Origin of the sequence: Halostella pelagica, assembly GCF_004762015.1 — an archaeon.
Lineage (GTDB): Archaea > Halobacteriota > Halobacteria > Halobacteriales > Natronoarchaeaceae > Halostella > Halostella pelagica.
In genome coordinates this window covers 318508-329897 of record NZ_SJES01000003.1, presented here as the reverse complement: position 1 = coordinate 329897, position 11390 = coordinate 318508, and the positions used below count along the sequence as shown (strand labels likewise).

The window sequence follows — 11390 nt, the reverse complement described above, 5'->3', positions numbered from 1 at the left end:
CGAGGCAGCGGTTTGTACCCTTCGTCCCGGACTGTGCACACTCACTCGCTGTACGGTGGTTTCGCCGCCTCGGGTCCGTGGCCTTCGAGGTGAATGATGTTCTCGCGACCGATGGAGAGTTTCTCTATCTCGCCCTCGTCGACCATGTCCGAGAGCAGGCGGCTCACCTTCGCTTTCGACCACTCCGTCTCGTCGACGATCGCTGCCTGCTTCATCCGGCCGTCATTGTCCTCAAGTAGCTGTATCACGCGCTGTTCGTCGGTCAGAAGGGGTTCGTCGGCAGCCTCCTCGTCGGCCGCCTCGGGTTCTGCCGCCGCAGCGTCCTCGCTCTGCCGGCGTCGTTTCAGGAGCATCCATCCCGCGATAAGTCCGACCCCGAGTACGAGCGCACCCGCGCTGAGTTTGGCGACGGTGCTACCGTCGGCCGGGTCTGTCCCCAACTGGAGCTCTAACCCGTCTCGGAGACCGTCGCCATCGGTGTCTGGGTCGGTCGGGTCGGTGCCGTAGTTTTTCACCTCCGTCCCGTCGCTCAACCCGTCTTTGTCCATGTCGGCGTCGGTCATATTCAGCTCTCGATTCAACTCTTCCTGATTCGTCAACCCGTCACCGTCGAGGTCTCCGTCCCTGGCGATCACCATCATGCTTTCCGTCTCGACGTCAGTCGGAGTCCCGTCGCTCGTCTTCATCACTATCTGGAGAGTGTCGCGACCCGTCTCGTTTACTGGCCAGGCATCGACAGGGAACGTCACAGTGCCGTTCTGTGCGGTCACGTTCTCGGTACAGCCCAGCGTGTGGCTCTGATTCCCGTCGTTGTATCTGTACGCGCAGATGTCGTATTGCTGGGTTTCCTCTCCAGCAAAGGAGACCGAGAGATTGAACGATTCCTCTTTCCAGACGAACGTCGAGTCGTTCTGATTCATCGCTACGGCCTGCCCCGATAGTTCCACGTCGGTGACTCCCTCCTGGTTCGCTGCCAGTCCCCACGCTGGTGTTCCGAGGGCCGCGAGCACCAGAAGAACACCGATCAGGGCGAGCCCCCTTCTCGCCAACGTCATACTCTCTATTCGCCGCCCTGTCCTATACCGTTTGTCGAGGTAGACTGAGACATCACGAGAGTGATGCCTCTCGCGGACCGTCCCAGCCTAGCCGGCGGAAAGCGACCCTTTCCGGAATTATGAGATTACTGATACGTTCGTCTCGTTAGCGTCGTCGCCGACGGTGTCGTCGCCGACCTCCTCGCCGCCGGTGTCGTTACCGACGCCGCCTTCTTCTGTTTCGTCGCCGACGCCGATACCCTCTTCAGTCTCTCCGACACCTTCGGTTTCGTTGTCGTCCCCTCCACCTGGGCCGCCACAACCGGCCAATCCAACGAGTAGCACTGCGACGATAGCGACCAGTACGACACGTCTGCTGGGCAGTCTTTCTTTCATCGCTACGTCTCCAGCCCGGACCGGAACCCGATTAAAAAGCCGTAGCCGTTGCGCTTGGTTCCGAACTGTTTCGACGGTTTTGACGCTGTTGCCGTCCAGCAGTAGATGCAGTGTGAGTGTAAGTGTCCGTTAGGATCGACACTTCCGTCGATACCCGTCAGCTTCAAATCCGCCCCTATCGAAACCCCGATGAATGGAGGACTCTGACGAGGAGATCCGAGTGTGGCTCGTCGAGCGCAACGTCGACCAGCGGAACCTCGTGACGCTCGTGTACGCGACGCCGGACGGACGGCGTCGACACCTGCGTCAGCTCTCTTCGGGGGCGATAGACCGCGGAACGGACGTGACCGCGGCGAAAACGGTCCACCCGGACGATCTGGAAGCGGTCGAGGACGAGACGACCCGCGACCGCTACGAGTCGGAAGCGAGCCGCGTCGCTGACCGGCACTCGGCCGACGACACGCTGTGACTCCTCGAAGCTGGCCGGCCGGAACGCAGATGCTATCGGCTGTCCCTGTTTGTGCGTGACCCGTTGGGTCGATCCAGCGACACCGGGTAGTTGTCCCGACGGGCAATCGAGAAAGACTGTCGCAGGGGACATTCTCGGGAACTAACTGCTCAGTACGACTCACAGCTTGCAGCATAGTTTCAGAGCGTGCAACTATTCCGAACGTATTTGTAACAGCGGTCGGACAACTGCAACGATGACAGCAATAGAACTGGACGGGGTCACAAAGCGGTTCAGTGACGTCGTCGCCCTCCGTAACGTCGACCTCACCGTTCGCGACGGGGAGATATTCGGCTTCCTCGGACCGAACGGTGCGGGGAAATCGACGACGATAGACATTCTACTCGACTTCATCAGGCCGACGTCGGGCGACGTGCGCGTTCTCGGACTCGACGCGCAGGCCGAGAGCGAGGCGGTGCGCTCGCGTCTCGGCGTGCTTCCGGACGGCTACGACGTGTACGAACGGCTTACCGGACGCCAGCACATGGAGTTCGCGATCGAATCCAAGGCCGCGGACGACGACGCCGAGGCGCTGCTCGACCGCGTCGGGATCCTCGACGCCGCCGACCGCAAGGCCGGCGGCTACTCGAAAGGGATGACGCAGCGGCTGATGCTCGCGATGGCGCTCGTAGGCGAACCCGACATGCTGATCCTCGACGAGCCGTCGACCGGGTTAGACCCGAACGGAGCCCGGGAGATGCGCGAGATAATCCGCGAGGAGCGCGACCGGGGTGCGACCATCTTCTTCTCGTCGCACATCCTCGAACAGGTCGAGGCGGTCTGTGACCGCGTCGGCATCCTCCGCGACGGTGAACTGGTCGCCGTCGACAGCATCGACGGCCTCCGCGACGCCGCGGACCAGGAGATGACGTTGAAAGTCACCGTGGACGAGGTGACGCCCGCAGCGCGTGACGGCGTGACCGACCTCCCCGGCGTCTCGAACGTCATCACCAACGGAAACACGCTGAGTGTCACCTGCGACAGCGATAGCAAAACCGAGGTTCTCGACGCGCTCGAGTTCGCCGGCGCGGAGGTTCGAGACTTCTCGACCGAGCAGGCGTCGCTGGAAGAACTGTTCGCCGCCTACACCACGTCCGAGGTGTCGGCATGACTCTCGACGCCGCCTCCGTTCGCGCCGTCGCCAAGAAGGACTTTCAGGACGCCGTCCGGTCCCGCCTGCTGTGGGCGCTCTCCGTGCTGTTTGTCCTGTTCGCCGGCGGTATGGCGTACCTGTACACGGAGATTCAGAACGCGTCCGGCAACGAACTAGCCGCGCTCGACCTGATCTTTTTCCTCCAGTCGCCGGTTGGACTGCTCATTCCCCTGACCGGCCTGCTGTTGGGGTACAAGTCGGTCGCCGGCGAGATAGAGACGGGGAGCGTGAAGATCCTCCTGTCGCTCCCGCACTCCCGCGGATCGGTGCTTCTCGGGAAACTGTTCGGGCGGACGGGGGTGCTGACGGTACCGATACTCGTCGGGTTCGCGGTAGCCGCCGTCGTCGTCCTCGCACTGTATCCCGTGTTCACGGCGAAGTACTACCTCGCCTTCGTCGCGGTGACGATACTGTTCGGTCTCGCGTACGTCAGCATCGCCGTCGCCATTTCCGCGATGACGAAGTCAACGTCGCGGGCCGCCGTCGGCATCGTCAGCGCGTTCGTCGCGTTCAACATGTTGTGGGAAGTGATCGGATACGGGATCCACTACGTCGTGACTCTCATAACCGAGGGCGACGGGGTGTTCTTCCCTGGATTCGCCAACGAAGCGCCGACCTGGTTCCTCTTCTACCAGCGGCTCTCACCGAACGGCGCGTTCGGCGGCGCACTGACGTCAGCGCTCCCTCGCGATAGTTCGTTTAGTGAGTTCTTCCCGTCCGGCGACGTTCCGTTCTACCTCGCCGACTGGTTCTCACTGGTTATTCTCGCGCTGTGGGTGATCGTCCCGCTGTATCTCGGTTATCTGCGGTTCGACGCCGCGGACCTCTGACCGGCCCGCTCACCTCTCTGCCACGCCCCGTTCGTCGAGCAGGTTCTCGAACTCGTTCTCGTCAAGTACCGGCACGTCCACCGCTTCGGCGTCGCTGACCTTCGTCGCTCCGGGGCTCTCGCCGGCGACCAGATAATCTGTGTTACCGGAGACGCTGCCCGTCGCGTTCGCGCCGTGGCGCTCGACCAGTTCCTCGGCCTCGCTGCGAGTGTACCCCTCCAGCGCACCGGTGAAGACGAAGGTGAGTCCGTCGAGTTTCTCGCCGGTCTCGGCCTCGTACGGCCGCGGGTCGACGCCGTGCTCGCGGAGTTCGTCGAGCGCCCGCTGGTTGGCCTCGCTGTCGAAGAAGTCGCGCATCTGCGCCGCGACCGTCGGGCCGACGTCGGGCACCTCCCGTAACTCGTTCTCGTCGGCGGCGAGCAGGTCGTCGAGCGTCCCGAACGCCCGAGCGAGTTCGCGGGCCGTCGCCGGGCCGACGCCGGGGATGCCGAGCGCCGAGAGGAACTCCGGTAGCGGGGGTTCTTTCGTACCCGCCAGTTCGGCGAGGAGGTTCTCGGCGCTGCGCTCGCCCCACCGCTCCAGTTCGAGCAGGTCGGCCTTCTCGATACCGTAGAGGTCGGCGATGCTGTCCTCGATCAGTCCGGCCTCGACGAACTGGCGGACGCTTCGCTCGCCGAGGCCGTCGATGTCGAGGCCGTCGTCGCTGGCGTAGTACTCGACCGCGCGGCGCAGTTGCGCCGCACAGGCGAGTCCGCCGGTACAGAACGCCATCGGCCCGTCGCGTTCGACCGGGCTATCGCAGACCGGGCAGGCGTCGGGGAACTCGTAGTGGCCCTCGGTCCGCTTGTCCGTCACCTCCTCGACGTAGGGAATGACGTCACCGGCCCGCTCGACGCGCACCTCGTCGCCGACGTTGACGTTTTTCTCGGCTATCTCGTCGGGGTTGTGGAGGCTGGCCCGCGAGACGGTGACGCCGCCGACGTCGACGGGGTCGAGCAGGGCGACCGGGGTGAGTCGGCCGGTCCGTCCGACCTGGACCGCGACATCGCGGACGGTCGTTCGCTCGTTTCGCGGCGGGAACTTGTAGGCGAACGCCCAGCGGTAGTGGCGCGCGGTCGCACCCAACATCTCGCGCTTCTCGCGGTCGTCGACCTTGATGACGACGCCGTCTATCTCGTAGTTCAGGTCGTCTCTGGCGTCGACCATCCGCTCGCGGTAGTCGATGGCGTCGTCGATGTCGTCGACGCGTTCGACGAGGTCGGTAACGGGCAGGCCGAACTCCGGGAACGCTCCGTGTTCCGCCCACCGGGTCGGCCACTCGTCGCTGCTGTCGAGCACTTCGAAGAAAAAACAGGAGAGGGGCCGCTCGGCGACGACAGCGGGGTCCTGCTGGCGGATGGTCCCGGCCGTGGCGTTGCGGGGGTTTGCGAACGGCTCTTTCCCCCGTTCCACGCGCTCGCTGTTGTACTGCTGGAACGCGTCGCGGGGCATGTACACCTCGCCGCGGACGGCGAGGAAGTCGGGGTGGTCACCGCGCAGTCGCTGCGGGATCGCGCCGATAGTCCGGACGTTGCGGGTCACGTCATCGCCCTCGCGCCCGTCGCCGCGGGTGGCAGCGCGGACCAGTCCCCCGTCCTCGTACACGACTTCGATCGACACGCCGTCGAACTTCGGTTCGCAGACGTAGGTCAGGTCTGCGGGTCCGTCGCCGTCGACTTCCTCCCGTACCCGTCGGTCGAACTCCCGGACGTCTTCCTCATCGCCGCTCTGGTCGATAGAGAGCATCGGCGCGACGTGGGTGACGGCGTCGAACTCGTCGACCGGTTCCCCGCCCACCCGCCGGGTGGGGCTGTCCTCGGTCTGCAGGTCGAACTCGTCTTCGAGCGCTTCGAGGCGGGCGAACAGCGCGTCGTAGGTTCGGTCGGCGATGACCGGATCGTTCTCCACGTAGTACCGCCGGTCGTGGTGCCGGATCGCTTCGCGCAGTTGCGCGGCCTGCTCGCGCGCCTCGTCCGGAGCGAGCACCGACACGGGATCGAAGTCCGTCGGGGGGTCGCGGACGTACGGGTTGTCTTCGAGGTCGGGAGTCGACATTTGCTCTCCCTTCTCGCTGCCGGCCCCTAAAAGACGGCGTCCGCGCCGCAGTCGGCCGTGGGAAGCGTGCTAACTCGTCGCAATGTGGCGACGTTTGCGCGTCCCGCGGGGCTTATCCGTTCTGACGCGAAACCCGGAAGTATGACCGAGGAGTTCCTGCTTTTGAATCCCGGCCCCGTGCCCATCACGGACGAGGTCCGGACGGCGATGGACGAAGGGATGGTTTCGCACCGGTCGTCGGAGTTCGAGGCGGTCTACGAACGCGCCCAGAACGGTCTCGACTACGTGTTCGAGCGCTCGTCGCTCGACGGCAAACCCACGTCCAGCGGCGGAACAAGCCTGATCCTGAACGGGACGGCGACGATGGGGATGGAGGCCGCCGTCGCCAACCTCGTGGATGAAGACAGCGAGGTCGTCTCGCTCGTCAACGGCAAGTTCGGGCGGCGCTTCGCGCGCATCGCCGACCGCTACTGTGACTGCACCCGCGTCGAGGCGACGTGGGGCGAGTCCTTCGATATGGACGCGGTCCGCGAGGCCATCACCGACGAGACGGACGTCGTCACGCTCGTCAACAACGAAACCAGCACCGGCCTCCTGAACCCGACCGAGGCCGTCGGCGAGATCGCCGACGAGTACGACGCTCGATTCGTCGTCGACGGCGTCACCAGCATCGGCGGCGACGTACTCCGCGTCGACGACTGGAACATCGATATCGCCATCACGGACGGCCAGAAGGCGCTCGCGGCCCCGCCGGGGATCTCGGCGCTGTACGTCACCGACGACGTGGTCGACGATTTCGACGGCGAGAGCGCGCCGTTCTACGAGGACTTAGACTGGCACCTCCGCAAGGCCGAGAGCCACCAGACTCCCTTCACGAGCGCGGTGCCGCTGTTTCGCGCGCTCGCGGTCGCCGTCGAGCAGATAGAGGAAGAGGGGATGCCGGACCGAATCGAGCGACACCGCGGTCAGGCCGCCGCGTTCCGCGAGGGCTTCACCGCGATGGGCCTCGAACTGTTCGCCGACGCCGACGGCCCGACCGAGTACTCGAACACGCTCACCGCCATTGCCCTGCCGGACTCCGTGCGGGAGGCTCCCGAGGAGTTCTTCGGTGCGGTCGAGGAGCGCAACGTCTCGATCAGCGGCGGGCAGGCCCACCTCGGCGGCGACATCTTCCGCGTCAGCAACATGGGGAACCTCACTGCCGACCAGATCCTCCGCGGGGTCAGGACAGTCGGCGAAGCGATGGAGGAGGTCGGCGTCGACGTGGATGTCGACGAAGGCGTCGCCGCAGCGCGAGAGCAGTTGTAAGCGCGCGCTGAGGTGCGAGCGAAGCCACGGTCGGACCCCGGTCGTCGCTGCGCGAAACGGGGGCGACCGTTCCGGTCTCTCAGGACCGAACTACGGGTGGAAAACGGAGCGGGCGATCATTGCGTCCCAAACACCTCTAGAGCGTCTTTTTCCAGCGGTCCCGTCGAAAACAGGGAAATCACGTCTCCCGTCTGAATGACAGTTTCCCCTTTCGGCGTGAGTACGTCGCCCTCCCGTTCAATGCCAACCACGAGCATTTCGTCGGCCATCAGACCCTCGTCGACCGCCTGTTCGATCGTCATCTCTGCGATCTCGGCCCCCTCTGAGACGGTGAATTCGACGACTTCCGCTTGCCCGGCGAGATTCATGAAGTCCGTTAACGACGGACCCTTCGGAACGTTCTCCGGACCGAACGGATCGTATGGGGTGTGATACTCCCCTTCGATAACGCTCTCATCGTCGATCTCTAACCCGAGGTCCGAGAGGTCACCGGCGATCCGACTGATATCGTCCGTGTCCGACCCGACGGCTGTGATAGTCAGGTTCGATGTCCCTGTCATCAACTCCCGAACCGTTACCACCCCGGAGATTTCGAGAGCCGAGTGAGCGAGTCGGTCGCGGTCCGGGATCGGGGCCGTACAGCTGAACTGGTAGGTGACGTACCCTTCGATAGATTTGTAGTCGATGTCGGCGGGATACCCCCGGAGAATATCCTGCTCTTCGAGTTGTTGGATCCGATTTCGGATCGTCGCCGGAGTAACTTCCATTTCGTCGGCGATCTCCGATGTCGCCGTATTCCGGGCGTCCAGCGCCAAATAATAGAGAATGCGTTTGTCGATTTCATCGACGCGGTGATCCATACCCGAACTACGGTTAGAACTCACAAAGGTCTTATCTGTACGTCTCGGTTGGCCGTCTCGAATCGAACTCGACCGATCCGGACGCGTCGACCGTCGATACCACACTCACAAATATCCAACACTCAAACACATTCAACTGGCGACAACAGCCCTTCTAGGAGAAATAGATAGGGCGTGTATTTTTTGTATTCGAAATTAGATGCCAACATTTATGGCTCACCGGAAATGTAGCTGAGGGTGGAATGCTTTCGTGACAGCAAACACGTCGTCCGAAGCACTCTCTCGCCGGGTACCGTCGTAGGCGTCCCCGGAACAGAAACGGCAGTGATCCAACCCAAAGTATGACCCAATCCGATATTGACCCGCCGGAGGAGATACCGACGCGGGTCACAAACGCGCTCGAAGGTAGCAGTGACAGCCAACTCAGGGAGATCATCCATTACGCCCAACAGCTCCTCCACGAACACCCGCCGCTCACGGACGCAATCGAGTCACGGGAGGGCGAAGTCCTTGTTCGCACGGAGGACTCTGGAGCGTACACGATCGTCGTAATGGAACGCCCGGAAGAGACGGGCGAGGCACGCGGTCCCTTCGCCTACAGAGTCAACTGGGAGCCCGCTGTCGACGATGGTGGCAAGTACAGGTGGCACTACCTGGGGCGGGTCTACGGCTCAACCGGGGGTGACTAGGGTGCCGGACGTCGATGCGGTCCACAGTCGTCACGCAACCGCGTTCGCGTCTCGCGGCGGGAGTCGCTGGAAGGAACCTCTGACTGGCGGTGACTTCCACACCCAGGCCGGACACAGTGTCGTCCCGATTCCGTACCGTTCCGGCTGGGGAAAACAGCGTGCCTGCGGTCGAACCTCGACTGTACGAGCAGGAGCTTTATAAGTAATCGATATCACACATGTACGTCATCATCGTTGGAGCGGGCGACATCGGTACTCCGCTCATCGACATCGCTACCCGATCCGGAAACGAGGTCGTCGTCATCGAGCAAAACGAACAGAAAGCCGACGATATCGCCAGAGAGTACGACTGTCTGGTGCTCAATGCGGACGCCACTACGAAAGACACACTGGCGGACGCGGAAGCCGAGCGGGCCGACGCGATCATCCCGACGACAGAACAGGACGCGACGAACGTCATGGTCTGTCTGCTCGCAAAGGAGTTCGACGTTCCGGCAATCACGTCGGTGGTCCACAACGCCGAGCACATGAACCTCTTCCGTCAGATCGGAGTGAACACGATCGAAAACCCCCAGCAGCTCATCGCGGGCTATCTCTACCGAGCGGTGGCCAGGCCGGCTATCGTCGATTACATGCGAATCGGCGACGAGGCGGAGGTGTTCGAGATCACGGTGACGGAGGGCGCACCGATCGCCGGGAAGACACTCACTGAAGCGGGCAAGGAGAACATTCTTTCGGACGACGTCTTGATCGTCGCAATCGAACGTGAAGGCGAGGACAAGCCGTTGATGCCCCGAGGGGACACCCGGATCGAGCTAAACGACCTGTTGACGGTCTACTCTGCGATCGGAGCGGACCCGGAACTCACGGACATCTTCGGTCATTACGAAGATCGAACAGTATAATGGACGATTCCCTTGAGATGAGGTGCGACGATCCGCGATGATGGTAGATACGCGAACCGTCGGCCGGGACGTCGGTCGAATCGTCCAGGCGATCTCACTGATGGCAGTTGCTTCCGTCGTCGTGGCAACTGTGAACGGAGAGTTCTACGCTGTCCCCGCGTTTGTCGTCTCCGCGATCATACTGGCGGGGATCGGTACTGGTCTGGTTTGGCGATACCGGGGAGCGGACCCACCGGAAAAACGCGAAGCGATGGTCACCGCGGCTACTGCATGGGCTATTATCGGCGTCCTCGGCGGCTTGCCGTTTCTACTGATCGCCTGGACGATCCAGATCGATCCGCTGCCGGTCTGGGCGAACACACCGCCGATGGACGAGACGACTGCGGTGTTTCTCAACCCGCTTGACGCGGTGTTTGAGAGTATGAGCGGCTTCACGGGCACCGGACTCACGGTGGCTGCTGTCGAAGAGAAGCTTCCGCGGTCTCTCCACTGGTGGCGCTCGTTCATTGAGTGGGTCGGCGGTGTCGGCGTGATCGTGTTGACCGTCGCCATTCTTCGACGAGGCGGAGGTAGCAGCGGCTCGTACACCCTCTACGAGAGCGAGGCCCGGTCCGAGAAGATCCATCCGAGTATCGTGACGACGGTTCGGGAGATCTGGAAGATATTCGTTGGCCTCACCGTCGGGTCGATAGTCCTGTTTCTCCTCGTTGGCATGCCGCTGTGGGACGCGATCAACCACGGAATGACCGGGATAGCAACAGGCGGATTCTCCGTCCACGCGGAGTCGATCGGCTACTACGACAGCCCGTTAGTGGAGTACGCCACGGTCCCCGTGATGGTCGCCGGTAGTATCGCGTTCCCCGTCCATTACCTGATATTCAAGGGTGAACTGCGGAACCTCTATGCCGACCTGCAGACGCGGTGGGTGTTCATTTGGTTCACGCTCGGGTCGCTCGCACTGACGGGGATCCTGTACACGAACGGCCAGTACGAAACCCTCGAAGAAACGTTCAGGATCAGCCTGTTCCAGTTCGTCTCGGCGACCTCGAACACCGGCTTTGGCAGCGCTGCGGTCGGTGGCGGAACAGAACAGGTCTGGAGCGCCGGCGCGACACTGCTTGCCTGCGTCGGGATGCTCACTGGCGGAGCGGCCGGATCGACGGTTAGCGGACTCAAACTCGTTCGCGTGATCACGCTGGTCAAGGGGACGGTCTGGCAGATACGAGACGTCTTCCATCCGCAAACCGCTATCCGGTATCTGCGGATCGGCGAACGGAGACTCAGCGAAGACCAGGCTCAGCGCGAGTACACTGAAGCGACAGTCGTGTTCGTGCTCTGGATCACGTTCCTCGCGATCGGCGTCGCCGTCCTCCTTCACGCACTGTCACCGGCTCATCCGCTGGAGTACGTGATCTTCGACGTGATGAGCGCACAGAGCAACGTCGGCCTCAGTTCCGGTATCACCGGGCCGGAGATGCCCGATACCGCCAAGGGAATGTTGATCCTCAACATGTGGGTCGGTCGGCTCGAGATCATTCCCGTTGCAGTTCTGCTCGGTTCGGGTCTCCAGCGTCTCAATCTCTACCGTTGAAACGGGGGCCGAGACTGACGGA

At 62.8% G+C, this 11390-nt stretch carries 11 protein-coding genes; 7 read left to right on the top strand and 4 right to left on the bottom strand.

Going from position 1 to position 11390, the window contains the following annotated elements:
- Positions 1-41: 41 nt before the first annotated feature.
- Entirely contained in the window at positions 42-1055 is a 1014-nt protein-coding gene (locus tag EYW42_RS09825) for a helix-turn-helix transcriptional regulator (protein ID WP_135535086.1), read from the bottom strand.
- 117 nt (positions 1056-1172) lie between these two features.
- Positions 1173-1430, bottom strand: coding sequence for a hypothetical protein (locus EYW42_RS09820; RefSeq protein ID WP_135535085.1), 258 nt, complete (start codon positions 1428-1430; stop codon positions 1173-1175).
- Between the two features lie 193 nt (positions 1431-1623).
- Here EYW42_RS09820 and EYW42_RS09815 point away from each other — a divergent pair, with 193 nt between their 5' ends.
- From EYW42_RS09815 to EYW42_RS09805, 3 genes are all read left to right on the top strand, one after another.
- Positions 1624-1899 carry a hypothetical protein gene (locus EYW42_RS09815; RefSeq protein WP_135535084.1) on the top strand — a complete coding sequence of 92 codons (276 nt, stop codon included), beginning with the start codon at positions 1624-1626 and terminating at the stop codon, positions 1897-1899.
- 235 nt (positions 1900-2134) lie between these two features.
- Positions 2135-3049 (top strand): ABC transporter ATP-binding protein, encoded by a 915-nt coding sequence (locus EYW42_RS09810; protein WP_135535083.1) that lies wholly within the window; start codon positions 2135-2137, stop codon positions 3047-3049.
- The gene (locus EYW42_RS09805) at positions 3046-3921 is read left to right on the top strand and encodes an ABC transporter permease subunit (protein WP_135535082.1); all 876 of its coding nucleotides are present in this window, start codon (positions 3046-3048) and stop codon (positions 3919-3921) included. The genes EYW42_RS09810 and EYW42_RS09805 overlap by 4 nt, the downstream gene beginning before the upstream one ends.
- A 9-nt stretch (positions 3922-3930) precedes the next feature.
- Here the strand turns inward: EYW42_RS09805 and ligA are convergent, their stop codons facing one another.
- Positions 3931-6015 (bottom strand): NAD-dependent DNA ligase LigA, encoded by a 2085-nt coding sequence (gene ligA / locus EYW42_RS09800; protein WP_135535081.1) that lies wholly within the window; start codon positions 6013-6015, stop codon positions 3931-3933.
- A gap of 141 nt (positions 6016-6156) precedes the next feature.
- Here ligA and EYW42_RS09795 point away from each other — a divergent pair, with 141 nt between their 5' ends.
- Positions 6157-7323 carry a pyridoxal-phosphate-dependent aminotransferase family protein gene (locus EYW42_RS09795; protein WP_135535080.1) on the top strand — a complete coding sequence of 389 codons (1167 nt, stop codon included), beginning with the start codon at positions 6157-6159 and terminating at the stop codon, positions 7321-7323.
- 116 nt (positions 7324-7439) lie between these two features.
- Here EYW42_RS09795 and EYW42_RS09790 read toward each other — a convergent pair whose 3' ends face one another.
- A complete protein-coding gene (locus EYW42_RS09790; RefSeq protein ID WP_135535079.1) occupies positions 7440-8183 on the bottom strand; it encodes an Lrp/AsnC family transcriptional regulator in 744 nt (247 codons plus the stop codon).
- Between the two features lie 341 nt (positions 8184-8524).
- Here EYW42_RS09790 and EYW42_RS09785 point away from each other — a divergent pair, with 341 nt between their 5' ends.
- From EYW42_RS09785 to EYW42_RS09775, 3 genes are all read left to right on the top strand, one after another.
- Positions 8525-8872 (top strand): hypothetical protein, encoded by a 348-nt coding sequence (locus tag EYW42_RS09785; protein WP_135535078.1) that lies wholly within the window; start codon positions 8525-8527, stop codon positions 8870-8872.
- 218 nt (positions 8873-9090) lie between these two features.
- Positions 9091-9777 carry a potassium channel family protein gene (locus tag EYW42_RS09780; protein ID WP_135535077.1) on the top strand — a complete coding sequence of 229 codons (687 nt, stop codon included), beginning with the start codon at positions 9091-9093 and terminating at the stop codon, positions 9775-9777.
- A 37-nt stretch (positions 9778-9814) separates the two neighbouring features.
- Complete coding sequence (locus tag EYW42_RS09775) at positions 9815-11368, top strand: TrkH family potassium uptake protein (RefSeq protein ID WP_135535076.1); 1554 nt, start codon at positions 9815-9817, stop codon at positions 11366-11368.
- Positions 11369-11390 lie beyond the last annotated feature (22 nt).

What these genes read in the sequence shown, in the direction of transcription:
- EYW42_RS09825 (WP_135535086.1), bottom strand. Translation starts at nt 1,055, where the DNA reads ATGACGTTGGCGAGAAGGGGGCTCGCCCTGATCGGTGTTCTTCTGGTG.
- EYW42_RS09820 (WP_135535085.1), bottom strand. Translation starts at nt 1,430, where the DNA reads ATGAAAGAAAGACTGCCCAGCAGACGTGTCGTACTGGTCGCTATCGTC.
- EYW42_RS09815 (WP_135535084.1), top strand. Translation starts at nt 1,624, where the DNA reads ATGGAGGACTCTGACGAGGAGATCCGAGTGTGGCTCGTCGAGCGCAAC.
- EYW42_RS09810 (WP_135535083.1), top strand. Translation starts at nt 2,135, where the DNA reads ATGACAGCAATAGAACTGGACGGGGTCACAAAGCGGTTCAGTGACGTC.
- EYW42_RS09805 (WP_135535082.1), top strand. Translation starts at nt 3,046, where the DNA reads ATGACTCTCGACGCCGCCTCCGTTCGCGCCGTCGCCAAGAAGGACTTT.
- ligA (WP_135535081.1), bottom strand. Translation starts at nt 6,015, where the DNA reads ATGTCGACTCCCGACCTCGAAGACAACCCGTACGTCCGCGACCCCCCG.
- EYW42_RS09795 (WP_135535080.1), top strand. Translation starts at nt 6,157, where the DNA reads ATGACCGAGGAGTTCCTGCTTTTGAATCCCGGCCCCGTGCCCATCACG.
- EYW42_RS09790 (WP_135535079.1), bottom strand. Translation starts at nt 8,183, where the DNA reads ATGGATCACCGCGTCGATGAAATCGACAAACGCATTCTCTATTATTTG.
- EYW42_RS09785 (WP_135535078.1), top strand. Translation starts at nt 8,525, where the DNA reads ATGACCCAATCCGATATTGACCCGCCGGAGGAGATACCGACGCGGGTC.
- EYW42_RS09780 (WP_135535077.1), top strand. Translation starts at nt 9,091, where the DNA reads ATGTACGTCATCATCGTTGGAGCGGGCGACATCGGTACTCCGCTCATC.
- EYW42_RS09775 (WP_135535076.1), top strand. Translation starts at nt 9,815, where the DNA reads ATGATGGTAGATACGCGAACCGTCGGCCGGGACGTCGGTCGAATCGTC.